This is a genomic window from Microbispora catharanthi (assembly GCF_006334915.2).
Taxonomy (GTDB): Bacteria; Actinomycetota; Actinomycetes; order Streptosporangiales; family Streptosporangiaceae; genus Microbispora; species Microbispora catharanthi.
This window is the reverse complement of record NZ_VDMA02000006.1, coordinates 116435-139880: the sequence shown is the minus strand read 5'-3', so window position 1 is coordinate 139880 and position 23446 is coordinate 116435. Positions and strand designations below refer to the sequence as shown.

The window sequence follows — 23446 nt, the reverse complement described above, 5'->3', positions numbered from 1 at the left end:
CGGTAGGAGCGCGTCAGCCGTCTGCCGAGGAGGAGCCGGGACACGTGCTGTTGCCACGGGTCAAGCGGAAGCACGAGCCGCACCGCTTCGATGACGGAACGGTGCGCATCGGAGGCGAGATCTACGGGCTGGCCACCGAGATCAGCGATCCGACGGGCGGCGCGTGGGCCGCGCTCACCCTGATGGACGGCACCCGGTCTCCCGCCGACGTCGCGGAGGCCGTGTGCCGGCGGCTGCCCGGCGTTTCCGCGCCCCAGGCATCGCGGATCGTCGCCGCCCTCATCGCGTCGGGACATGTGGAGGACGCCTCGGCCCCGATACCGGGGGAGCTCAGCGAACGGGAGCGCGAGCGGTACGACAGGAGCCAGGCGTTCTTCCATCAGGTCGACCTCTCGCCGGGACGGCAAGGGTGGGATGCGCAAATCCGGCTGCGGACCGCCCGGGTCGTGGTGCTGGGCCTCGGCGGCACGGGGAGCCACGCCGCGTGGGCGCTCGCCGCCTCCGGCGTCGGTCGCCTGCACTGCGTCGACGCCGACGTGGTGGAACTGTCGAACCTGAACCGGCAGGTCCTTTACACGGAGGACGACCTCGGCCGCGCCAAGGTGGACGCGGCCGTCGGCAGGTTGCGCCGGCTCAACTCCGACATCGAGGTCACCGGCGAGCGGCGGGCGATCGGCAGCGAGGGGGACCTGCTGTCCGTGGTGGCGGACGCCGACGTCCTCGCGCTGTGCGCCGACGAGCCGAGGGAGCCCGGCATCCGGATCTGGGCCAACCGGATCTGCGCGCGGGCCGGCGTGCCGTGGGTCGGCGGAGGCTACAACGGTCCCCTCGTGACCGTGGGCGCCTTCGCCCCCGGGCGGGGCGCCTGCTACGAGTGCCTGGCCGCGGGCGAGGCGCGCCGCCGCAGGCCGGGTCTTCCGGTGGACCTCGGAGGACCGGGCGTGGTCGCCGCCTCGGCCGGCGTCTCGGGCCACCTGGTCGCCCACTCGGTGATCTCGCTGATCACCGGAGTGCCCGAGCCTGTCACCGGAACGGTCGTCGGATTGAACCTCATCGCACCGGACCAGCACGTCTGGGTGCGGCATCCGCCTCGTCCGGACTGCCCCGTCTGTGGAAGTCAGCGGAAATCGACCGAGTCGCAAAATAGGACTTGACCGATCATGTGCGGCATCCGAACATTTAGATGTTTTCTCGCGCGAGGTCCGCACCAACAATCCACAGCAGAAGGTGCTCGATGACCCCTCAAGAGCAAAACCAGACCCAGCCGGAGGAATCGGCCGAACCTGTCGCCGCCGAGATCGCTATCCGCAGACTGGACAAGATCGAGACGACGGCCTTCAGTCAGGGGAACTCCACCTGAGGCCGGCCCGCGAGTGCCTGACACATGCTGCCCGTCAGGAGCGGGAGCGGGGATCCGGGTGGACGCACCGCGAGGCGGAGGAGGCCGTAGCGGAGCTATGGGCGCCTTTCCCGGGTTCCGCGGAAAGTCCGAGCCTACGGGGAATTCTCGCGAGTGGGGTTTCGGGCCCCGCAGGAATTCCGAGCATGCGGGGAATTCCCACGGGCGGGGCGACGATTTCGGGCCCCGCGAAAAGTCCGTGCCCGCGAGGAGCTCCCCATGGGTGATGCGCGGCGAGGTGCCGCCCTGGCCGCGCGCAGCAGGGCGTGATCTTCCAGCCACCGAAACCGGGGCGGGCCGTACGCCCGCCCCGGTGCGCCCCACGGGCCACTCGTCATGACACCGACCCGGGTCACCCTGCACGACCTCGGCGTACGCCGGGATCGCGAGGAGTGGATCGTCGGGCGGGTGGAGACGGGCGACGTCATCGCCGTGCCCGCGCAGGGCATGCGGGTCATCCGCCTGTTCCAGGAGGGGGCGACGGTCCCCGAGGTGGAGCGGCGGCTCGGCGCGGAGACCGGCACCCGGGTGAACGTGGGCGGGTTCGTCGACGGCCTGGTCCGTGCGGGATTGGTAGCGGCGGTCGACGGATGCCCCGTTCCCGCGGCCCCTCCCCCGCCGCCCACCTTTCCCCGGCTGCTGCCCCGCCACGTGCGGTGGACGCTCAACCCGTTCCTGCACGCCGCCCTGGCGGCCGTGATCCTGGCCGGGGCGGCGGTGGCAGTGCTGCGGCCCGCCGTCGTACCCGGCTGGCGGGACCTGCTCTGGAGCGACCGCGGGACGCTGGTCCTGCTCGCGCAGACGGCGGCCGGATGGCTGCTGATCCTCCTGCACGAGCTGGCCCACCTGTGCACGGCTCGCGCCGCCGGCGTGCCCGGGCGCATCAGGTTCGGCACCCGTCTGCAGTTCCTCACGGCGCAGACCGAGGTGTCGGGCATCTGGCTGGCGGAGCGCCGGGTCCGGCTGACGGTCTACCTCTCCGGCATGGCGCTGGACGCCGCCGTGTGCGCGGTCTGCCTCCTGCTGACCGTGCCGGCCGGCCCGCGACCGGCCCTGTCCGTCGTCGCGATGACGGCGCTGCTCATGCTGTCGGCCCAGTTCCTGGTGTTCATGCGCACCGATCTCTACTTCGTCCTGCAGGACGTGACGGGCTGCCGGAACCTGTACGGCGACTCCGCCGCGTACGCCGCGCACGTGTGCCGCCGGGCCTTGCTGCGCCGGTCGGCCGATCCGCTCACCCGGCTGCCGCGGACCGAGGGCCGCTGGGTCCGGGCGTACACCGCGCTGCTCCTCGCCGGGACCGCGCTGTGCCTCTGCCTCGCCGTCGCGGTGACGATTCCCGCGACCCTGGGGCTGCTCGCCGGTTCCGTGCGCGCGCTGCTCGACCCGCCCGGCTGGGTCGCCGCGGCGGACGGCGTGGTCACGGTGCTGGTCGTCACCGGGTTCCACGTTCTCTGGGCCACAACGTGGTGGCGCAGGCACGGCCCGAAGGCGCGCCGTGCCGCCGGACTGCTGAGGAGGAACCGTGATCCCGAGCGACGTGTTCGATGACGTCAGGGCCGCCGACGGCGAGTTCCTCGGATTGGACGCCTACCAGGCCGAGTTCGAGGAGGTCTACCGCGACGCGGCGGGGGTGGTGTGGAAGCTGGAGCGCGCCCAGCACTTCCACGAGCCGGCCGTGCCGAGCTGGCGGGCCGCCGACGCGGGCGACTGGGCGCTGGCCGTCGAGCTCATCGAGGAGATGCGGGCCCCGCTGACCGCGATGTACCGCGAGCGGGCCCCGTTCCGGCGGCTGCGCGTCGTCGAGCTGCCCCTGACCCCTTACCTGCAGTGGGAGGCGCAGATCTTCGCCGTGCGGGTGGCGGCGGGCGAGGAGATCAGGGTGATCGGGGCTGCGGCGGTCGCACCGCTGGAGACCCGGGCGCCGCTGCCCGAACTGGTGGTCTTCGGCCCGGGCCTGCTGTACGAGGTCCGCTACGACGAGATCGGGGCCGCCGTCGGCGCCCGCCGGATCACCGATCCCGGCGTCGTCTCACCCTGCCTGTCCGCCCTGGTCTCCCTGTACGGCGAGGGCGAGGACCTGCTGCCGTTCTTCGAGCGTGAGGTGGCCCCGCTGCCGCCTCCGCCCGGCCTGTCGGACAAGCCCGCCCAGATTGGGCCTTGACCCCGGATCGGGAGCGGCCAACGATCGACATGTCGCCCTCGGGGGAGAGTTTGCGGCCACGCCGACGAACGGAGGGTGAGATGAAGCCGGCCGAGCCAGAACCCGAGGTGGTGCAGGAGACCGAAGGAACGGCGGGGACGAGGCAGATCAGGATCAGGCTGCTGGACGCGACGGAGACGGCCGTGTGCAGCAACTCGACGGGGAACTGATCCACCGGACGTCCGCGGAAGACCCACGCGCGCCACGTTTCCAGATCCGGGCCGGAACCTGGCGCGCTCCGACCAGCGATTCGGCTTCGGCCGAAGGAGACTTCATGCCCGGAGAAGCGTTCGAGCACGTCAGACAGGCCACGGGACAGGTTCTTCCCGCGGCGGAGTACCGGACCGAGCTCTACGACCACCTGCGCCGGATCGAGGGCGTGGTATGGAAGCTGGAACGCGCCCAGCACTTCCACGAACCCGACACCCCGAGCTGGGTCGCCATGATGAGCGGAAACTGGGACCGGTCGCTCGCGCTGATGGACGAGATGCGCTTCGCCGACGACCTGCCGCCCCGGGCGGAGCTGCGCCGGCTGCGGATCGTCGAGATGCCGCCGACGCCCTACCTGCAGTGGGAGATCGTCCTGCTCGCGGCGCGCACGCGGGCGGGCGAGCGGGCACGGGCGCTGCACGCCCGGTCCGTACGCCACTTGGAGAGCCGCGCGCCGCTGCCCGAGCTGCTGATCCTCGACCGGGACCTGATGTACGAGGTCCTCTACGACGAGATCGGCGCCCACGTGGGCGGACGACGGATAACGGACACCCGGGTCGTCGAGGGCTGCGCCCGAGCCGTCGCCGAACTGTACGCCGACGCCGAGGACATGGTGGCCTTCCACGACCGCGAGGTGGCGCACCTGCCGCCGCCGGTCGCCCGGCGGATCCTGTCCCGCCCCGGTCACCCCTGAGACGCGCCAGCACCAGCCGGCGGGACAGGGCTCAGGCCCCGTCCCGCCGGTGCTCCTCCAGCACCGCGCGCAGGGTGGCGAGCGTCGCGGCGGTGCGGGTGAGGTCGGCGGCCGGGACGGTGGCGGTGTAGGCGGCCAGCTCGGCCTCGAAGGTCGGACGGGCCGCGGCCAGGAGCCGGGAACCCTCCGGGGTGAGGCTGAGCACCGAGGACCGCCGGTCCTCCGGATGCGCCGCGCGCACGCACAGGCCCGCGCTCTCGAGCCGGTCGACGGCCTTGCTCACGGCTCCGACGGTGATCCCCACCTCGCGCACGATGTCGAGCACCCGGCACCCGGGGCGGCCGTCGATGATCTCCAGGAACTCGAACTGACCCAGGCCGACGCCGTGCTCTGCGCGCAGCCGGTCGCTCACCACGTTGTACAGCCGGGTCTCGACGCGGACGAGATCGGTGAACAGACGAGTGATGTCCGTCACATCCACCGATTCGGTTGATTCCCGGGAATCATCTTCTGCGGAATCGGATTGAGGGTCATATGTGCATTCCACGGAATGCATCCTCTCACCCCCGACATCATGGAGGTCCTGATGACCCGCAGGCAGCGCGAGGCCGTCGACGCCCTGTACCGCAACGCCCCCGTCCACCCGAACCCGACGCTGGCGGAGCGGCGCGCCGGATTCGCCCAGGCAATTTCCCGGCCCCTGCCCGGCGACGTCGCGGCGCACGAGACGGTGCTCGCCGGCCGTCCCGCGCTCGACCTGACCCCGGCAGGCGCCACCGGCCGCGGGCGGCTGCTCCATTTCCACGGCGGCGGCTACGTCGTGGGGTCGCCCGGCACGCACGCGGGAGTCACCGCCCAGCTGGCGCGCCGTGCCCGGCTTCGGGCGACGTCCGTGGACTACCGGCTGGCCCCCGAGCATCCCTTCCCCGCCGCGGTGGACGACGGCCTCGCCGCCTACCGGGCACTGCTCGACGGGGGTGTGCGAGCGGAGGAACTGGTGCTCGCCGGGGACTCCGCGGGCGGCGGGCTGGTCGTCGCCACCCTGGTCGCGGCTCGCGACGCCGGCCTGCCGCAGCCGGCGGGCGCCGTCGTCTTCTCCCCGTGGGTCGACCTGACACTCGGCGGGCAGAGCATGCGCACGAAGAAGGACGCCGACCCGATCTTCACCCGGGAGGCGCTCCAGGCGCTCGCCACCCCCTACCTGGCCGGTCAGGATCCCGCCCAGCCGCTGGCGAGCCCCGTGTTCGCCGACCTGCGGGGCCTGCCCCCGCTCCTGGTGCAGGCCGGCTCGAACGAGATCCTGCTGGACGACGCCGTCCGGCTCGCCGGGCGCGCGGCCGCCGACGAGGTGGAGGTCACGCTGCGGGTCTGGCCGCAGGTGCCGCACGTCTTCCAGAACCACTTCGGCCACCTCGACGAGGCCGACGAGGCGCTCGACGAGGCCGCCCGCTTCCTGTCCGCGCGGGTGCGGGCCGGGCACGAGGCACAGGCGGACCGGCGCCTGGACCCGGAGGACTCCGAGGACCCTGAGGAGCCCAGGGCGGGCCGCCCCTGACCGCCGCGGTCGATCCCGTCAGGAACGCGGCGGGCGCAGGCGGGCCATCTCGGCCGCGATGTCCTCCAGCCTCCAGTGGGCGTTCAGCCCACTGGGGTTGGGCAGGACCCACAGCGCCGTCCCGCCGATCGCGTCCTCCTGCGGGCCGATCCGGGCCGCGGGGCGCGCGAAGGCGACCCGATAGGCCGACACCCCCGCTATCGCCAGGACGCGGGGGCGGACCTCCGCCACCAGCCGCGCGAGCCGCTCACCGCCCACGCGGAGCTCCTCCGGGGCCAGCTCGTAGGCCCGGGCGGTCGCCCGGGCCACGATGTTGGTGATGCCCAGCCCGTACGCCGGGAGCAGCTGCTGCTCGGACGGCGCGAGCCTGCGCGGCACGAGACCGGACAGGTGCAGGGCGGGCCAGAACCGGTTGCCCGGCCGCGCGAAGTGGTGACCGGTCGCGGCCGAGTAGAGGCTGGGGTTGATCCCGCAGAACAGCACGTCGAGCCCGGGGCCGAGCACGTCCTCGATCGTCGCGTTCCTGGCCGCCTCGAGGTCGGCCTTGGTGGGGGCCATGCCGCGATGCTAGTGCCGCCCGCTCCTGGTCGCGTTCCAGACGGCGCTGGTGCGCAGGTGGTTGTCGTAGAGCTCCTGAACCTCCAGGAGGGACTCCGGGGGTTGCTCGCCGTAGGCGATGCGCTCCAGTTGACGGAAGTATTCGAAGCGCTCCACGCCCGGTGTGACGACGATGAGGATGTCGGCGTCGTGGCCGGGGGCGGCGGCGAACGCGTGGGCGAGCCCGGGCGGGACGATGACGAGGTCGCCGCGTTCGGCGGTGACGACCTCGTCCCCGGTCAGAAGCTGGGCGCAGCCGTCGAGCAGGTAGAACAGCTCGGCGGAGCCGGAGTGGTGATGGGGGGCGGCGCCGTCCGCGCCGTCGTTGAGGGTGATGCGCTGGGCGGACAGGGCGCCGCCCGTGGCGCTGCTGTCGGCCAGCAGCCGCATGGTGGTGGGGGCCCGGCCGATGACCTCGGCGTCGGCGGAGCGCACGATCACGGATTCGGCGAAATGGGGGACGGTCAGCGACATTTGGGAGTCCTTCGACAAAGTGGTGCGACGGATGCGGGGTCAGACGGCGAAGAGCAGGGCGGCGCTGATGAGCACGATCACGGCGGTCGCGAAGTGGATGCCGAAGGCGACCGCCCGGGTGCCGCCGTTGCGCAGCACGATCAGGGTGTCGCCCAGGGGCAACAGGGCGACGATCAGCATGTACCAGGCCTCGGCGCGGGCGCCGGCGAAGGCCAGCAGGGCCAGACCCAGCAGACCGTAGCCCCCGTCACGCAGGCCCTTGATCGTCAGGTAGGCGACGTCGCCGTCCTTCTTGGCCGGGACGCCGTAGCCGGCGGCCGCCGCGTGCGGCACGAGCAGGAAACGGGCTCCGATGAACAGGACGAACAGGTTGAGGACGACGGCGAGCCCGTACGCGATGGGGGTGAGCATGTCTCTCTCCGAGAACTAGCAGCGCTAGGAACGAGAATGACGCTAGCAGAGCATTGCGATAAACGCTAGCGCTGCTAGAGTCCCAAGCATGTCTATCCAGTCACGCAGGGAGCGCGAGCGCGCCGAGCGCGAGAAGCTGATCATCACGGCGGCCCGTGAGCTGGCCGAGGCCGAGGGCTGGGAGGCGGTGACGACCCGGCGGCTGGCCGAGCGGGTCGAGTACAGCCAGCCGGTGCTCTACAGCCACTTCAAGGGCAAGGACGCGATCATGGCGGCCGTCGCCGTGGAGGGCTGCGCCGACCTGGCCGTGGAGCTGCGCGCGGCCCGGACCGCGGCGCCGGACGCCCGCCTAGCCATCGCCGGCGTCAGCGCGGCCTACGTGGCCTTCGCCGACCGGCACCCGGCCCTCTACGACGTGATGTTCAGCCAGGCCGTCCCGCTGCCGTTCGCCACCCCCGAGGCCCCGCCCGCCCTGCAGGCGGCCTTCGGCGAGCTGGCCGAGACCGTCCGCCCCCACGCGGGCGGCGACAACCTGGGCGCGCTGACCGAGACCTTCTGGGCCGCCCTGCACGGCCTGGTGACCCTCATGCGCGGCGGCCGGCTCCCGCGCGAGCACCACGAGCTCAGGCTCGGGCTGCTCCTGGCCCGCTTCACGGGCTGAGCCCCACCGCCGAGCTCCCGAGGCCCGAACCGGGCGTCCAGACGGGGGCCCATACCGGCCGGCGGAAGGGCCCGAGGCTCAGGGGAAAGGCCGCGCCACCTCGTCGAGGGCCTGCTCCATGATCTGGGAGAGCGGGCGGGCCTCCTGCTCCTCGATCCAGACGTGCGTCGCGATGCGCAACGCGACGAGAAAGGCGGCGGCCATGATCCGGGACTTCAGGTCGGCGGCCGGCTCTCCCGCCCCGTCACGATGGAAGATCGCCTGGACCAGCTCCCGTTCCAGCGCGGCGTGGTTGGCGAGCTGCCGGGCGAGCAGGGACGGGTGGCGCTTGGTGAGCGAGGTGCGCACCGCCCACTCGCGGTCGAGCTCGCCCATGTCCTCCAGCTCGTCGCGCACGGCGCCGCGCAGCGCCTGCCAGCCCGACTCCCCCGCCGGCCGTTCGCGGATCGCCCGCACCAGGGACCGGACCCGCTCCTCCTCGCCGTACAGGAGGGCGTCCTCCTTGCTGCCGAAGTAGTTGGAGAAGGTCCGGCGCGAGATGTTGGCGGCCTCCACGATGTCGTCGACGGTGACGTGGTCGAGCCCGCGTTCCACGGCGAGCCGCAGGGCGGCCTTGTGGATGGCCTGCCGCGTCTCGGCCTTCTTACGCTCGCGCAATCCCGCCGTCGTCTCCATGGTGGGCTCAGCTTAGCCGCTCAAAGATTGCCCACTGCGCAAAGTTGCCCAATGGGCATGTAATCTTGGGGCAGTTGTCCTCACCCATCCGATTGGAGGCTGCGCGTGAGCGCACCCACGCTGCCGGAGGCCGGCCCGAAAAGCCACCGGCAGGTACTCGAAGCGCTGAGCGGCCTGCTCCTCGTCCTGTTCATCGCGATGATCAGCAGCACGATCGTGTCGGTCGCGCTCCCCCAGATCATCGGTGCGCTGAACGGCACCCAGTCGCAGTACACCTGGGTGGTCACCGCGGCGCTGCTCACCACGACCGCCTCGACCCCCATCTGGGGCAAGCTCGCCGACCTGTTCAGCAAGAAGCTGCTGATCGAGGTCGCCATCGGCATCTTCCTGGTCGCCTCGATCGCCTGTGGTTTCGCCCAGAACACCCCGATGCTGATCGCCTTCCGCGCGGTCCAGGGCCTGGGCATGGGCGCCCTGCAGATCCTGGTCCAGGTCGTCATCGCCGCGATGATCCCGCCGAAGGAGCGCGGCAAGTACAACGGCTACCTCGGCGCGGTCATCGCCGTGGCCACGGTCGGCGGCCCGCTGCTCGGCGGTCTGATCACCGACACCTCCTGGCTCGGCTGGCGGTGGTGCTTCTTCCTGCCGATCCCGTTCGCCCTCATCGCCCTGGTCGTCCTGCACCGCACGCTCGACGTGGCGTCCATCCGCCGTCCGGAGACCTCGGTGGACTACGTGGGCGCCCTCCTGATCGCGATCGGCGTGAGCGTCCTGCTGATCTGGGTGACGTTCGTCGGCAACTCCTTCGACTGGATCTCCTGGCAGACCTTCGCCATGGTCGGCGCCGCGATCGTGCTGCTGGTCCTGGCCGTGTGGGTCGAGACCGTGGTCCGGGAGCCCGTCGTCCCCCTGCACGTCGTGCGGCGGCGCGTGCCCGCCCTCGCCATCCTGGCCAGCCTGGCCGTGGGCATGGCGATGTTCGGCGGCGCGGTCTTCCTGGGCCAGTACTTCCAGATCGGCCGCGGCTACAGCCCCACCGAGGCGGGCCTGCTCACCATCCCGATGATGTTCGGCGTCCTCGTGTCGTCCACGATCTCGGGGCGGATGGTGTCCCGCAGCGGACGGGTCAAGCCGTACATCCTCGTCGGCTCGATCGTGCTCACGCTCGGCTTCCTGGCCCTGTCCACGATCGACCACCAGACCTCGCTGGTCCTCGTCGGCGCGGGGATGCTGGTGGTCGGCGTCGGCGTCGGCATGTCCATGCAGAACCTCGTCCTGGCCGTGCAGAACACCGTCCCGCTGCGCGAGCTGGGCGCGGCAAGCGGCGCCGTCACCTTCTTCCGCTCGCTGGGCGGCACGATCGGCGTCTCGATCCTCGGCGCCGTGCTGGCGAACCGGGTCACCGAGAACATCGTCGCGGGCCTCGCGAAGGCCGGCATCCGGCCGACCGGGTCGCAGGGCGCCGGCACCCTCAACATCAAGGCGATGCCCGAGCCGATCCGCACCATCGTGCGGGCCGCCTACGGAGACGCCACCGGCCACATCTTCCTGATCTCGGCCTGCATCGCGGTCGTCGGCATCCTCGCCGTGCTGTTCCTCCCGCAGGTGCGGCTGCGCGACAGCGTGGACCTGGCCGAGCCGGCCGCCGCCGGAGCGGACGCGCCCGCCGCGGCCGAGTCCCGCTGAGCCCTGTCCCGCCGAGCCCTGTCCCCTGACCACGGCTCCCTGACCACGGCCCCCGAGTACGGCTCCCGTCGCGTGAGCGGGAGGCCGGACCGGGGGCCGTCCTGTCTCAAAGACGGGGGTCGACCGGCTCGGACTCCAGCGCGAGGACGGCGAAGACCGCCTCGTGGATCCGCCACAGCGGCTCACCCCCGGCCAGGCGCGTCAGCGCCTCCAGGCCGAGCGCGTGCTCCCGCAGCGCCAGCGACCGCTTCCTGCCGGTGAACCTGCGCCGCAGCACGTCGAGCGACTCGGTGTAGTCGGGGCCGTAGATGATCCGCAGGTACTCACGGCCCCGCACCTTCACGCCCGGCTGCACCCGTCCCTCCTGATTCGCGGCCGGTTTGACCACCATGCCCTCGCCCCCGGCCTCGGTCAGCGCCGTCCACCACGCGACGGCCGCCTCCCGCTCCTCCGGCGAGTCGAGGGAGACGAAGACGTGGCGGGTCGGAGTGACGATCGGCGCGTCCATCAGGCCGAGCGTCTTCAGGTGCCACTCGTGCGGTTCCTCCGCCGCCGTCGCCCTGCCCTCGCAGGCGAGGATCTGGAACGGCGCGAGCCGTACGCCGTCGAGGCCCGAGACCGGCCAGCAGTAGCGGGCATAGGCGTCGCGGAACCGGGCAGCGTTGTGGGCACGGCGGCGGGTGCGGTCGAGCAGAGCGCCTACATCCAGGCCACGTCCCGCCGCCGACTCCAGCGCGGCGACCGCCTCGGGCAGCGCCACCCGGGCGGCCGCCCCCACCGAGGCGTACTGGTCGCGGATCAGTCCCTCCGCCTTGGCCGACCACGGCAGCAGCTCGCAGTCGAGCACCACCCAGTCGGTCTCCAGCGCCTCCCACAGCGGCGCGGCCGCCTCGCGCAGCCGGTCCACCAGTTCCGGCACGCGCTCGTCGAAGAAGGGCCGCCCGGTGCGGGTGTATACGCTGCCCGTCGTGCCGTCGGCGACGCCGAAGCGGCGGGCGGCGGCCTCCGGCGTCCGCGCCAGCACGGCGATCGCCCGCGAGCCCATGTGCTTCTCCTCGCACACCACCCGGGTCACCCCCGCCCGGGCGAACTCGTCGAACGCCTCGGCCGGGTGCTCCAGGTAGCCCTCCAGCGCGGAGGTCTCCGGCGGGGCCATGGTCGGCGGGAGGTAGACCAGCCAGCGGGGGTCCACGGCGAACCGGCTCATGATCTCCAGCGCGGCGCGGGAGTTCTCCTCCGCGATCCTGATCCGGCCGCCGAACCGCGTCTCCACGAAGCGGGTGCCGTCCACGTCGCCGATGTCCAGCACGCCGGGATCGCGGGCGGGGGTGGCCGCGGCCAGCGGCCGAACCGGCTCATACCAGACGTCCTCGGCCGGGACCGAGACGAGCTCGCGCTCGGGGTAGCGCAGGGCGGTCAGCCGCCCGCCGAAGACCACGCCGGTGTCGAGGCAGATCGTGTTGTTGACCCACTCCGGCTCGGGCACCGGGGTGTGCCCGTAGACGACCATGGCACGCCCCCGGTAGTCGTTCGCCCAGGGGTAGCGCACCGGCAGGCCGTACTCGTCGGTCTCCCCGGTCGTGTCGCCGTACAGAGCGAACGCCCGCACCCGCCCGGAGGCCCGCCCGTGGTAGGCCTCCTTGAGCCCGGCGTGCGCGACCACCAGCCTGCCGCCGTCGAGGCGGTAGTGGCTGATGAGACCGTCCATGAACGTCCTGGCGGCCGTGCGGAACTCCTCCGGCTCGGCGGCGAGCTGCTCCAGCGACCGCTCAAGGCCGTGGGCGACCCGCACCTTGCGGCCGTCGAGGGCCCGCACCAGCTTCTGCTCGTGGTTGCCGGACACGCACAGCGCGGTCCCGGCCTCGACCATGCTCATGACCAGCCGCAGCACGCCCGGCGTGTCCGGGCCACGGTCGACCAGGTCGCCGACGAAGACCGCGGTCCGCCCCTCGGGGTGGACGGCGCCGTTCGGCCCGACCTCCCAGCCGAGCTTCACCAGCAGGGACTCCAGCTCGGCCCGGCAGCCGTGCACGTCGCCGATGATGTCGAACGGCCCGGTGAGGTGGGTCTTGTCGGTCCACGCCTTCTCGTACGTGACGGTCACGTCGTCGATCTCGTCGCCGCGCAGCACGTGGACCCGGCGGAAGCCGTCCTTGGCGATCTTGCCGAGCGACCGGCGCAGCTCCTTGCGCTGCCGCGTGATCACGTGAGGTCCGAAGGCCCGGTCGGGGCGGGCCGCGTTGCGGGCGCGCGCCACCTCCTCCGGCGCGTCGAGCACGATCGCGTCGGCGAGCACGTCGTGAGATCTGGCCAGCTCGATGAGCTTCTTGCGGGCCTCCCACTGCACGTTGGTCGCGTCCACCACCGTGAGGAGGCCCCGCCTCAGGCGGATGCCCACGATGTGGTGGAGCAGGTCGAACGCCTCGGGCGTGGCCGTCTGGTCGTTCTCGTCGTCGGCGACCAGGCCCCGGCAGAAGTCGGACGAGACGACCTGCGTGGGCGCGAAGTGCCGGGCCGCGAACGTCGACTTGCCGCTCCCGGAGATGCCGACGAGCACCACCAGCGACAGCTCCGGCACGCTGATCTCGGTCACGGCCGCTCCTCCCTCCTGCTGAAGACCGCCATCTGGGTGGGCGGGCCCACCTCGGGGTCGTCCTCGCCGACCGGCCGCGATTCGGCCGTGTAGCCGTACGTCTCGCACACGCCCGCCACCCACCGGGCGAACTCCGCCCGGCTCCACTCGAACCGGTGGTCGGGGTGCCGGCGCGCCCCCGCGAGCAGCTCGTACCTGACGTTGTGCTCCACGTTGGGCGTGGTGACGATCACGTGTGCGGGCCGCGCCGTGCCGAAGACCACGCGTTCGAGCGCGGGAAGGCGCGGCGGGTCCACGTGCTCGACGACCTCCATCAGCACCGCGGCGTCATACCCGGCCAGGCGCGCGTCGGTGTAGGTCAGCGAGCCCTGGAACAGCTCCAGCCTGGCCCGCTTGGCGTCCGGCATCCGGTCGGCGCGCAGGCGGCGCTTGGCCATCGCGAGCGCGCGGGCCGACACGTCCATGCCGGCCACCTTGGCGAAGGCCGGCTTGGCGAGCAGCGCCGACAGCAGCTGCCCCGAGCCGCAGCCGAGGTCGAGCACGGTGCGGGCGCCGACCTCCTCCAGCACCGCCACGACGGCCTCCCGGCGCAGCGTGTTCAGCGGCACCCGCTCCTCAGGGGCGGCGTCGGGCGTGCGGCCGGGCTCGGCGATCTGGGGGTCGGCGACATCGGGGTCGGTGATGTCGGGCTCCGCCTGCCCGGCTCCGCTGACCGGTGCGGCGGAGCCGGGGGCCTCGGCGCCCGGCTCCTCCTCCACCGGCGGGTCCAGGCTCTCCTCCACATCGTCGCCCAGCTCGGCGAGACGGGCGAAGGCGGTGCGGGTGAGCGCCCACCGCCGGCCGAGATAGCGACGGGTGATCAGCCCCTTGTCCGGATGGCCGGCCAGCCAGCCCTCTCCCGCGCGGACGAGCTTGTCGACCTCGTCGCCCGCCAGCCAGTAGTGCTTGGCGTCGTCCAGCACCGGGAGGAGGACGTACAGGTGGTTGAGCGCGTCGGCCAGGCGCACGTTGCCGCGCAGCGCGAGCCGTACGTACCGGGACTCGCCCCACTCGGGGAAACCGGGGTCCAGCGGCACGGCCTCGGCGCCGACCTCCCAGCCCAGCGGCCCGAACAGCCGGTGCGCGAGATCGGCCCCTCCCCGGCACGGCAGTGCCGGAAGGCCGATCTCCAGCGGGATCGGCCCGTCCGCGAGGTCCTGCCGGGAGGCGCACCGGCCGGTCCGCGCCGTGCGGAACACGTCGGCGAGCGCCGACGCCAGCAGGGAGGACGCGGCGTACGGCCGGTCGTTGACGTACTGCCCCAGGGAGAAGTCGGGCGAGGACGAGCCCCGCGAACGGGCCAGCCGCACCGGGTCGACCTCCAGCAGCAGCGCCGCGGTGCACCGGTCCTCGCCCGCCTCCGGGTAGAAGACCCGCGCCATGCCGAACGACTGCTCGAACTCCTGCACCCGGTCGGGGTGCTTGTGCAGGAGGAAGCCGAGGTCCGTGGCGGGCCGCAGAGTCGTCGAGATCGTGAGGAGCACCCGGCAAAGTGTGCCGGATGCCCCCTTCGACCGGCTATGGCTTTTCAGACGTGCGGCACTATCACACGTGCGGCAGCGCCCTTCTCACACGTGCGGCAGCGCCCTTCTCACACGTGCGGCAGCACCTCGGCCGCGATCAGCTCCAGATGCTCCAGGTCGTGCAGGTCGAGGACCTGCAGATAGAGACGCTCGGCGCCCATATCGGCGAACCGGCCGATCTTGTCCACGATCTCCTGCGGCGTGCCCGCCAGCCCGTTGACGCGCAGCTCGTCGACCTCGCGGCCGATGTTGGCGGCCCGCCGGGCGATCTCCGCCTCGTCCCGCCCGGCGCAGACGACCTGCGCCGCCGACAGCAGGACGGTCTCCCGGCTCACGGCGTCGCACGCCTGCCTGACCCGGTCGAAGGCCGCGGCGGTGTCCTCGGGGAGATGGAACGGCACGTTGTACTCGTCGGCGAACCGCGCGACCAGCCGCGGCGTCCGCTTGGCGCCGCCGCCGCCGATGATGACGGGCGGCCGGGGCCGCTGCGCCGGCTTGGGCAGCCCCGGTGAGTCGGCCAGCCGATAGTGCGCGCCCTCGAAGGAGAACGGCTTGGCCGCCGCCCACAACCCGGTCACGATCTCGAGCTGCTCCTCCAGGCGCTCGAACCGCTCGCCCAGGGAGGGGAACGGGATCCCGTACGCCGTGTGCTCCTCCTCGAACCAGCCGGTGCCGAGACCCAGCTCCACACGTCCGCCGCTCATCTGGTCGACCTGGGCGACGCTGATCGCCAGCGGCCCGGGCAACCGGAACGTCGCGGCGCTCACCAGCGTGCCCAGCCTGATAAGCGAGGTTTCCCGCGCGAGACCGGCCAGGGTGATCCACGCGTCGGTCGGGCCCGGGGCGGGGTCGCCATCACCCATCCGCAGGTAATGGTCGGACCGGAAGAACGCGTCGAACCCGAGCCGCTCGGCCGCCTGCGCCACCCTGAGCAGGTCGTCGTAGCTCGCCCCCTGCTGGGGTTCGGTGAAGATCCTCAATTTCATCCGTCCATTATCCCCGCCCCCGCGTCCACGACTTGCTAGAGTGCGAGCCGCCTGTGCGCAACGTGGTCGTATCGCAACTCAGGGTGGTGAGCGTGGACTCCGCACGTCATTCCCGCGAAGCGGGCCGCCCCCCGCGCTCCCTCGTCCTCCTGGCATCGGCCGCGCTCGTCGCGGGCACCGGCGCGGCGCTGTGGGCGCTGCCCGCCACCCCGCCCGGCGGCTGGGACGCGACGCCCGGGGGCAGGCCCGGAAGCAGGCCCGAAAGCAGGCACGGTGCCACGGCCACGGCCACCGGTGCGCGAAGTCCGGCCTCCCCGGTGCCGGAGACGCTGGTCGCCGCGCGCCAGACGGTCGCCTCGCCGGCCCCGCCCGCCGCCGCTCCCCCCGCCGACGAGCCCGCGGCCCGTTATCGGGGGTTCCTCGACGCCGCCGGGGAGCCGCACCCGGAACTGCTGCGGGTGGGCGTGCGCTCGTTCGCCATCGGTCACATCGTCGCAGGCCCGGGCGGCTGCGCTCCTCACTGGGCGGGGGCGCGACCGCGGGGCGGGGACTCCGTCGCCGCGCGAATCGAGCGGCTGAGGGCCGACGGCGGCGAGGTGTGGCCGGCGTTCGGCGGGCCGTACGGGCAGGAGCTGGCGGTCACCTGTGAGAACCCGGCCCGGCTGCTCGCGGCCTACCGCCACGTCTTGACGGCGCTCGACCCTTCCGGCGTCGACTTCGAGGCAGGCGGGTCGGCCGGGCCCGCCGCCGTCCGCCGCCGCGCCGCCGCCGTCGCCCGGTTGCAGCGCGAGGCGCGGGCGCGCGGCCGCCCGCTGCGGGTCACGTTCACGCTCCCCGCCTCCCGGCGCGGCCTGGAGCCCGCAGACCAAGAGATGCTGCGGGCGGCCCGAGAGGAGGGGACGGAGATCGAGTCCGTCGGCCTGCTCGTGCCGATCGCCTCCGGCGTCTCGAACCTCCACGACCTGGCCGTCGCCGCGCGGGCGGCGCGTCTCCAGATCGCCGCGGCGCTGGACGTGCCGCCCGACCGGGCGTGGCGGCGGATGGGCCTCGCGCCGGTCCTCGCCGGCCCCGGCGACCTCGGCCCCGGCGAGGCCGGGCGGCTGGCGGCTTTCCGGGCCCGCAACGGCCTGGGCTGGCTGTCCTTGCGAGGCGCCGCACCGGCCGACGACGTCGTACGGATCCTGGCCCGGCCGTCACCCCCCGACGCGGGCGTCGCCCGCCCCGAGGTCACGCCCGGCGCCCGTCCTGTCCGCCCCTGGTGACCGCCACCGCCGTGCCGTCACATCGAGGCGGCTCCGTCGTGCTCGCCGTGAGCGGGAGGAGCCGCGAGGACGACCTTGCCCTGCCGTGGCCCTCGCGCGGCGGCCGCGTGCGCCTCGGCCGCCCGGTCCATGGGGAACACCGCCCGCACGGGAACGCGGAAGCGCCCCTCCGCCGACAGTGCGGCCGCGAGGGCGAGACCATGGCGCCCGTCCGGCTCGCCGCCGAGCTCACCGCGGGAGATGCCGACCCCGAGCTGCGGGCCGGCGAAGTCCGCGATGGTGAGGACCGATGCCGGCGTACCGGTGATCGCGATGAGGTCGCGAAGCGAGCCGGCGCCGGCGACGTCCAGCGCGAGATCGATCCCTCCGGGCGCGAGAGCGCGGACGCGCTCGGCGAGCCCGGGCCCGTAGGCGACCGGGACCGCGCCGAGCCCGGCGATGAAGGGGTGGCTCTCCGGGCGGCCCGTGCCGATCACGCGGCCGCCGCGGGCGACCGCCAGTTGGACGGCGACGCTGCCGACGCCGCCGGAGGCGCCGTCGATCAGGAGCGTCGTTCCCGTGCGTACGCCGAGCCTGTCGAGCGCCCGGGTGGCGGTCTCGACGCTCGTGCCGGCGGCTCCGGCCTCCTCCCACGACATCGAGGGCGGCTTCGCGGCCCAGAACGCCAGCACGGCGAACTCGGCGGCGGCGCCGCCCAGCCGCGAGACGTCGACGGCGCCGAAGACCTCGTCCCCGGCGGCGAACCCGGTGACGTCCGCGCCGACTTCGTCGATCACCCCGGCGGCGTCGACGCCGGGGATGTGCGGCAGGGGGAGTTGTTCGCTCGACGGCGACGCGCCTGCGCGCAGCGCGAGGTCGACCGGTGCGACCCCGGCGGCCCTGACTCTGACGCGCACCTCGCCGGGACCCGCGTGAGGCTCGGGCAATCCCCCGACGGCGAGGACCTCGGGGGGACCGAACCGCTCGAACCGCACCGCAAACATTTCCACATCCGGGAACATAATCACCTATCCGGCTGTTCCGACTGGCCGCCGACCACGGTAGGCGGACGGACGGGAGCGACTGCCTCGGATCGCCGCAAGTGAGAGGGGCGCGGACGACATTGACTCGGAAACCCCGGATGGACGCGGAGCACAACCGGCGGCACGTCGTGGCGGTCGCCCGTGCCGCCTTCGCCGCGGACGGGCTCGACCTGCCGGTGCACGAGATCGCCCGGCGTGCCGGCCTGGGCGTCGCGACCGTCTACCGGCACTTCCCGTCGCGACAGGACCTCGTCGGCGCGGTGCTCGCCGAGCAGGTGGCCGTGTGCCGCGCGCAGATGCGTGCCGCCCTGGACGACCCCGACCCCTGGCGCGCGCTGCGCGGAACCGTCCACCGGTTCGCCGAAGGCCAGGTGCGGGACCGCGGGTTGAACGGAGCGCTGCTCGGCTCCCACCCCGCGGGCGCCGCGTTCGCCGGGCAGCGCCGCGCACAGGCCCGAAGGCTCGAGCAGCTCGTCGAGCGGGCCCGGAGCGCGGGCGGCGTCCGTCCCGAGCTGTCGGTCGAGGACGTGAGGATCGGCCTGAGGGCCATCGCCTCCTTCCGCGCCGGTTCGCCCGAAAGCGCGGCGGCGGCGGTCCGGAGGCTGGCCGACCTCCTGGTCGCCGGCATGGCCCGGCCCCACCCGTGAGGCGGCGCCGGGCTCAGTCCTTGACGAGCAGCGCCACGCACTCCACGTGGTGGGTCATCGGGTACTGGTCGAAGGCCCGCAGGTCCTCCAACCGGTAGCCGTGCCCGGCGAACCAGGCGACGTCCCTGGCCAGGGTGGCCGGGTCGCACGAGACGTACACCACGCGCGAGGCCTCCAGTCCGGCGACGCGCTCGACCACCGGACGGCCGAGACCCGCGCGGGGCGGGTCGGCCACCACCAGGTCGGCCCGTTCGATCCGCAGCCGGTCGAGCGCCTCCTCGACCCTGCCCCGCTCGACCTGCGCCTGCGGCAGGTCACGCAGGTTGAACCGAGCGTCCTGCGCCGCCTGCGGCTCGGACTCGATGCCGAGCACCGCGCCCTCGGGGCCGACGGCCTCGGCGAGCCCGGCGGCGAACAGGCCGGCGCCGCAGTAGAGGTCGAGCGCCCACTCCCCCGGCTCGGGCCGGCCGAAGTCGAGCACCGCGCCGAGCAGCGTGGCCGCCGCGCCCGGGTGGACCTGCCAGAATCCGCTCGCGGTGACCCGGAAGTCCCGCTCGCCCACCCGCTCGGTCAGCGAGGCCCGGCCGCGCAGCGCCCGCGTGCCCCGCCTGCCCTCGTCGAGCAGGACCGCGGCGTCCACGTCCGGGATGTCCGCCCGGCGGTGCGGGACGGGTTCGACGATCACGGCGCGGTCGCCGCCGGAGGCCGCCACCACCTCGACCGAGGCGGCCCCCGGCCAGGCCAGGCGTTCGGCGCCGACCCCCTCGACGGCGGGGTGCGCGATGAGGCACTCGGTGACGTGCTCGATCTCGTGCGACCGGTGGCGCCGCAGCCCCGCCGTGCCGTCCCGCTCCACGGCGAACCGCACGCGGGTGCGCCATCCGAGGCCGTCCTCCGCCCCTGGCACCTCCTCGACCACGACCTTGAGGTCGAGGCCCGCCAGGCGCCGGAACTGCTCGGCGACCACGTCGGCCTTGAGCCGGCGCTGCGCCTCCAGCGACGCGTGCTGCCAGTCGCAGCCGCCGCAGCGGCCGGGACCGGCGAACGGACAGGGCGGCGTGACCCGGTCGGGTGAGGGCTCCAGGATCTCGACCGCGTCGGCCCGCAGGAACCGCGCGGTCTCCTCGGTGACCTCGGCGAGCACCCGCTCGCCTGGCAGGGCGTGCCGGACGAAGACCACCCGGCCCTCGTGCCTGGCCACGCACCAGCCGCCGTTGGCGACGGCGTCCACCGTCAGTTCGAGCCGTTCGCCGCCCATGTCGGCCTCTTTCGTGTCGCTCATGCCTTGATCTGCGTGTCCTTCGGTGGGGGCTGGTAGGAGCGGCGGGAGGCGCCGGGAGCGGACGGCTCCCTGCGGCCCTTGAGGCGGTCGGAGGAGGCGAGCTGGAACGGCACGCTCGTGACCATGACCCCGGGCTTGAACAGCAGCCGCCCCTTGAGCCGCAGCGCGCTCTGGTTGTGCAGGAGGTGCTCCCACCAGCGGCCGACCACGTACTCGGGGATGTAGACCGTCACGACGTCGCGCGGCGAGCGCCGCCGCAGCGACTTCACGTACTCGAGCACCGGGCCGGTGATCTCCCGGTACGGCGAGTCGAGGATCTTGAGCGGCACCTCGATGCCGCGCCGGTCCCACTCCTCCCTGAGCCTGTTCGCCTCGTCGGCGTCCACGCTGACGGTCACGGCCTCCAGGCTCGACGGGCGGGTCGCCCTGGCGTAGGCGAGCGCGCGGAGCGTCGGCTTGTGGATCTTCGAGACGAGCACGATCGCGTGGTTGCGGGCGGGCAGCAGCGACTCGTCGGCCTCGTGCCCCTCCGGCGCGGCGAGCTCCTCGGCGACCCGGTCGTAGTGCCGCCTGATGCCCTTCATCATGAGGAAGAGCACCGGCATCGCGATGCAGACGATGTACGCGCCGTGCGTGAACTTGGTGGCGAGCACGACGACGAGCACGAGCCCGGTCATGACCGCGCCGAAGCCGTTGATCACCCGCGAGCGCATCATGTGGAAGCGCGCCCTCGCGTCGGTCTCGGTCCTCAGGTGACGGGTCCAGTGCCGGACCATGCCGATCTGGCTGAGGGTGAACGAGACGAACACGCCGACGATGTAGAGGTTGAGCAGCTTGCTCACGTCCGCGTCGAACGCCCAGATCAGCAGGCAGGCCCCGGCCGCGAGGATGACGATGCCGTTGCTGAACGCGAGGCGGTCGCCCCGGGTGTGGAGCTGACGCGGCAGGTAACGGTCCTGGGCGAGGATCGAGCCGAGCACCGGGAAACCGTTGAACGCGGTGTTGGCCGCCAGGAACAGGATGAGGGCGGTCACCGCGGCGATCACGACGAACAGGAACGAGCCGTGGCCGAAGACGGCCGAGGCGACCTGCGCGATGATCGGCTGCTGGTAGTAGCCGGGCCCGGCCGGGTGCCCGTCGATGATGATGTTCCTGGCCACGAACGCCGGGTCGGTCAGCTTCACGCCTGACTGGAGGCCGAGGAAGATGATCCCGCTGAACATCGTGACCGCGATCAGGCCCATCATGAGCAGCGTCGTCGCGGCGTTCTTGCTCTTGGGCTTGCGGAAGGCCGGCACGCCGTTGCTGATCGCCTCGACGCCGGTGAGCGCGGCGCATCCGGACGAGAAGGCGCGAAGCACCAGGAACGCCATCGCGAATCCGGCGAGATCGGCCTGCTGCCCGATGATCCGGTAGTCGGCGGTGGGGGCGCGCAGGTCGTCGCCGAGCACGATCAGCCGGAACAGGCCCCACGCGACCATGCCGATGACCGCGATCATGAAGGCGTAGGTGGGAACGGCGAACGCGACACCCGATTCCCTGAGGCCGCGCAGATTCATGATCGTCAAGAGTGCGACGATGGCTATCGCGACCAGTGGACGGTGTTCGGCGACGAAGGGGATCGTCGCACCCACGTAGTCGGCGCCGTTGGCGACCGACACCGCCACGGTCAGCACGTAGTCGACGAGCAGGGCGCTCGCGACGGTCAGGCCCGCGGTCGGTCCCAGGTTCGTCGTCGCCACCTCGTAGTCGCCGCCGCCACTGGGATAGGCGTGCACGTTCTGCCGGTAGGAGGCGACCACCGTGAGCATGACGAGGACGACGCCCGCCGCGACCCATGGGCTGACGCTGTAGAGGCTGACCCCGCCGATCGACAGGATGACCAGGATCTCCTGCGGTGCGTACGCCACCGAGGACAGCGCGTCACTGGCGAAGACCGGCAGTGCCACGCGCTTGGGCAGCAGCTGATGGTGGAGCGCGGTGCTCCGCAGAGCCCGCCCCACGAGGAGCCGCTTGACAAGATCTGGCACCTTCGACACGTCTGTTGAGCCTAGTCCCCCGGCGCCGTGCCCGGGTCATGCGGTGCCCGGCAGTGGCGACATACTGTCTGCATTAGGAGACCGCCACAACCCACGGCGGGGGAGCATGCATATTGTGATCATGGGATGCGGACGGGTCGGCTCGACTCTGGCGCACATCCTTGAGGACAACGGGCACTCGGTCGCCGTGATCGACCGCGACCCGCAGGCCTTCCGGCGGCTGCGGGCCGGCTTCCGGGGCCGCAGGGTCACCGGCATCGGCTTCGACCGCGACGTGCTCGAAGAGGCCGGCATCGCCTCGGCCGCCGCCTTCGTCGCCGTGAGCAGCGGGGACAACTCCAACATCATCTCCGCCCGGGTCGCGCGGGAGATGTTCGGCGTGGACAACGTGGTCGCCCGCATCTACGACCCCCGCCGGGCCGAGGTCTACCAGCGGCTCGGCATCCCCACCGTGGCGACCGTCCGCTGGACCGCCGACCAGATCCTGCGCCGGGTGCTGCCCGAGGGCGCCGAGCCCTTCTGGCGGGACCCGACCGGCACGGTCGTCCTCGCCGAGGTGGCCTTCCACCAGGGCTGGATCGGCACCCGGGCCAGGGTGATCGAGGACGTCACCGGCGCGCGCGTGGCCTTCGTCAACCGTATGGGCGAGGCGCTCGTGCCGAAGGACGCGACCGTCCTCCAGGAGGGCGATCTCCTCCACCTGGTCGCCGCCGAGAACGACATGGACCGCATCAACAAGGTGTTGTCCGCCCCGCCGTCCGACGAGGAGCACTGATGCGCGTCACCATCGCCGGCGCCGGAGCCGTCGGCCGCTCCATCGCGGCGGAGCTCCTCGAGAACGGGCACGAGGTCCTGCTCATCGACATCGACCCCCGCGCCATCAAGATCGACAGCGTGCCGCGGGCCGAGTGGCTGCTCGCCGACGCCTGCGAGATCTCCTCGCTGGACGAGGCCGGGCTGAACAGCTGCCAGGTCGTGATCGCCGCCTCCGGCGACGACAAGGTCAACCTCGTGGTCTCGCTGCTCGCCAAGACCGAGTACGGCGTGCCGCGGGTGGTCGCCCGGGTCAACCACCCCAAGAACGAGTGGCTGTTCAACGAGTCGTGGGGCGTGGACGTCGCCGTCTCCACCCCGCGCCTGCTGTCTGCCCTGGTCGAGGAGGCGGTCAGCGTCGGCGACCTGGTGCGCCTGATGACCTTCCGGCAGGGCCAGGCCAACCTGGTGGAGCTCACGCTGGCCGAGGACGCCCCGGTGGTGGGCCAGCGGGCGGGGTCGGTGCCGTGGCCGGTGGACGCCGCCCTCGTGGCGATCCTGCGCGAGGGCCGGGTGCTGGTCCCCTCGGCCGACGACCCGCTGGAGGCCGGCGACGAGCTGCTGTTCGTGGCCAGCCAGGAGGTCGAGCAGGAGCTCACCGAGCTGCTGTCGGCCCACGAGCGTCCCTGACCCGCACACGACTCAGGCCCCGGGCGCGTGCCCGGGGCCTGAGTC

The 23446-nt window shown here is 72.8% G+C and carries 24 protein-coding genes; 13 read left to right on the top strand and 11 right to left on the bottom strand.

The window, feature by feature from the left end:
* Positions 1-44 precede the first annotated feature (44 nt).
* The 6 genes from FH610_RS13315 (at position 45) to FH610_RS13300 (ending at position 4506) form a co-directional block, all read left to right on the top strand.
* Entirely contained in the window at positions 45-1154 is a 1110-nt protein-coding gene (locus FH610_RS13315) for a HesA/MoeB/ThiF family protein (protein WP_139574652.1), read from the top strand.
* 80 nt (positions 1155-1234) lie between these two features.
* On the top strand, positions 1235-1360 hold the full coding sequence (locus tag FH610_RS45175) for a hypothetical protein (RefSeq protein WP_259405416.1): 126 nt from the start codon (positions 1235-1237) through the stop codon (positions 1358-1360).
* A 375-nt stretch (positions 1361-1735) separates the two neighbouring features.
* On the top strand, positions 1736-2950 hold the full coding sequence (locus FH610_RS13310; protein WP_139574651.1) for a hypothetical protein: 1215 nt from the start codon (positions 1736-1738) through the stop codon (positions 2948-2950).
* Entirely contained in the window at positions 2925-3563 is a 639-nt protein-coding gene (locus FH610_RS13305; RefSeq protein ID WP_139574650.1) for a DUF6879 family protein, read from the top strand. The genes FH610_RS13310 and FH610_RS13305 overlap by 26 nt, the downstream gene beginning before the upstream one ends.
* A gap of 80 nt (positions 3564-3643) precedes the next feature.
* On the top strand, positions 3644-3772 hold the full coding sequence (locus tag FH610_RS45170; protein ID WP_259405417.1) for a hypothetical protein: 129 nt from the start codon (positions 3644-3646) through the stop codon (positions 3770-3772).
* A 104-nt stretch (positions 3773-3876) separates the two neighbouring features.
* Entirely contained in the window at positions 3877-4506 is a 630-nt protein-coding gene (locus FH610_RS13300) for a DUF6879 family protein (RefSeq protein ID WP_139574649.1), read from the top strand.
* Between the two features lie 31 nt (positions 4507-4537).
* Here FH610_RS13300 and FH610_RS13295 read toward each other — a convergent pair whose 3' ends face one another.
* A complete protein-coding gene (locus FH610_RS13295; protein ID WP_139574648.1) occupies positions 4538-4981 on the bottom strand; it encodes a MarR family winged helix-turn-helix transcriptional regulator in 444 nt (147 codons plus the stop codon).
* 75 nt (positions 4982-5056) lie between these two features.
* On the opposite strand from FH610_RS13295, the gene FH610_RS13290 reads away from it, so the two are divergent.
* Positions 5057-6061 (top strand): alpha/beta hydrolase, encoded by a 1005-nt coding sequence (locus FH610_RS13290; protein ID WP_240808947.1) that lies wholly within the window; start codon positions 5057-5059, stop codon positions 6059-6061.
* A gap of 18 nt (positions 6062-6079) precedes the next feature.
* On the opposite strand, the gene mug is transcribed toward FH610_RS13290, so the two are convergent.
* Genes mug through FH610_RS13275 form a run of 3 tightly spaced genes read right to left on the bottom strand, consistent with a single transcriptional unit; the run spans position 6080 to position 7543 of the window.
* Complete coding sequence (gene mug / locus FH610_RS13285; RefSeq protein WP_139574646.1) at positions 6080-6619, bottom strand: G/U mismatch-specific DNA glycosylase; 540 nt, start codon at positions 6617-6619, stop codon at positions 6080-6082.
* A gap of 9 nt (positions 6620-6628) precedes the next feature.
* Positions 6629-7132 (bottom strand): cupin domain-containing protein, encoded by a 504-nt coding sequence (locus FH610_RS13280; protein ID WP_139574645.1) that lies wholly within the window; start codon positions 7130-7132, stop codon positions 6629-6631.
* Between the two features lie 39 nt (positions 7133-7171).
* Positions 7172-7543: a DUF4267 domain-containing protein gene (locus tag FH610_RS13275; protein WP_030505467.1), complete on the bottom strand. Its 372-nt coding sequence runs from the start codon at positions 7541-7543 to the stop codon at positions 7172-7174.
* Positions 7544-7631: 88 nt separating this feature from the next.
* On the opposite strand from FH610_RS13275, the gene FH610_RS13270 reads away from it, so the two are divergent.
* Positions 7632-8204 (top strand): TetR/AcrR family transcriptional regulator, encoded by a 573-nt coding sequence (locus tag FH610_RS13270; RefSeq protein ID WP_139574644.1) that lies wholly within the window; start codon positions 7632-7634, stop codon positions 8202-8204.
* A gap of 78 nt (positions 8205-8282) precedes the next feature.
* Here FH610_RS13270 and FH610_RS13265 read toward each other — a convergent pair whose 3' ends face one another.
* Positions 8283-8879, bottom strand: coding sequence for a TetR/AcrR family transcriptional regulator (locus tag FH610_RS13265; protein WP_139574643.1), 597 nt, complete (start codon positions 8877-8879; stop codon positions 8283-8285).
* A 105-nt stretch (positions 8880-8984) separates the two neighbouring features.
* On the opposite strand from FH610_RS13265, the gene FH610_RS13260 reads away from it, so the two are divergent.
* Positions 8985-10565: an MDR family MFS transporter gene (locus FH610_RS13260; protein ID WP_276607662.1), complete on the top strand. Its 1581-nt coding sequence runs from the start codon at positions 8985-8987 to the stop codon at positions 10563-10565.
* Positions 10566-10671: 106 nt separating this feature from the next.
* Here the strand turns inward: FH610_RS13260 and FH610_RS13255 are convergent, their stop codons facing one another.
* From FH610_RS13255 to FH610_RS13245, 3 genes are all read right to left on the bottom strand, one after another.
* Positions 10672-13158 (bottom strand): polynucleotide kinase-phosphatase, encoded by a 2487-nt coding sequence (locus tag FH610_RS13255; protein WP_139574642.1) that lies wholly within the window; start codon positions 13156-13158, stop codon positions 10672-10674.
* Complete coding sequence (locus tag FH610_RS13250) at positions 13155-14681, bottom strand: 3' terminal RNA ribose 2'-O-methyltransferase Hen1 (RefSeq protein WP_139574641.1); 1527 nt, start codon at positions 14679-14681, stop codon at positions 13155-13157. The genes FH610_RS13255 and FH610_RS13250 overlap by 4 nt, the downstream gene beginning before the upstream one ends.
* A 107-nt stretch (positions 14682-14788) precedes the next feature.
* Positions 14789-15706 carry an LLM class F420-dependent oxidoreductase gene (locus FH610_RS13245; RefSeq protein WP_139574640.1) on the bottom strand — a complete coding sequence of 306 codons (918 nt, stop codon included), beginning with the start codon at positions 15704-15706 and terminating at the stop codon, positions 14789-14791.
* Positions 15707-15798: 92 nt separating this feature from the next.
* Between FH610_RS13245 and FH610_RS13240 the strand changes: the two genes are divergently transcribed.
* Positions 15799-16968 (top strand): glycoside hydrolase family 18 protein, encoded by a 1170-nt coding sequence (locus tag FH610_RS13240; protein ID WP_139574639.1) that lies wholly within the window; start codon positions 15799-15801, stop codon positions 16966-16968.
* 17 nt (positions 16969-16985) lie between these two features.
* Here the strand turns inward: FH610_RS13240 and FH610_RS13235 are convergent, their stop codons facing one another.
* Positions 16986-17951, bottom strand: coding sequence for an NADP-dependent oxidoreductase (locus FH610_RS13235; protein ID WP_139574950.1), 966 nt, complete (start codon positions 17949-17951; stop codon positions 16986-16988).
* Positions 17952-18088: 137 nt separating this feature from the next.
* Here FH610_RS13235 and FH610_RS13230 point away from each other — a divergent pair, with 137 nt between their 5' ends.
* Positions 18089-18637 (top strand): TetR/AcrR family transcriptional regulator, encoded by a 549-nt coding sequence (locus FH610_RS13230; protein WP_139574638.1) that lies wholly within the window; start codon positions 18089-18091, stop codon positions 18635-18637.
* Between the two features lie 13 nt (positions 18638-18650).
* Here FH610_RS13230 and FH610_RS13225 read toward each other — a convergent pair whose 3' ends face one another.
* Entirely contained in the window at positions 18651-19919 is a 1269-nt protein-coding gene (locus FH610_RS13225; RefSeq protein ID WP_240808946.1) for a class I SAM-dependent RNA methyltransferase, read from the bottom strand.
* Entirely contained in the window at positions 19916-21958 is a 2043-nt protein-coding gene (locus FH610_RS13220; protein ID WP_139574637.1) for an APC family permease, read from the bottom strand. The genes FH610_RS13225 and FH610_RS13220 overlap by 4 nt, the downstream gene beginning before the upstream one ends.
* A 106-nt stretch (positions 21959-22064) precedes the next feature.
* On the opposite strand from FH610_RS13220, the gene FH610_RS13215 reads away from it, so the two are divergent.
* A complete protein-coding gene (locus FH610_RS13215; RefSeq protein WP_139574636.1) occupies positions 22065-22733 on the top strand; it encodes a potassium channel family protein in 669 nt (222 codons plus the stop codon).
* A complete protein-coding gene (locus FH610_RS13210) occupies positions 22733-23401 on the top strand; it encodes a potassium channel family protein (RefSeq protein ID WP_139574635.1) in 669 nt (222 codons plus the stop codon). Before FH610_RS13215 ends, FH610_RS13210 begins: the two co-directional genes overlap by 1 nt.
* Positions 23402-23446 lie beyond the last annotated feature (45 nt).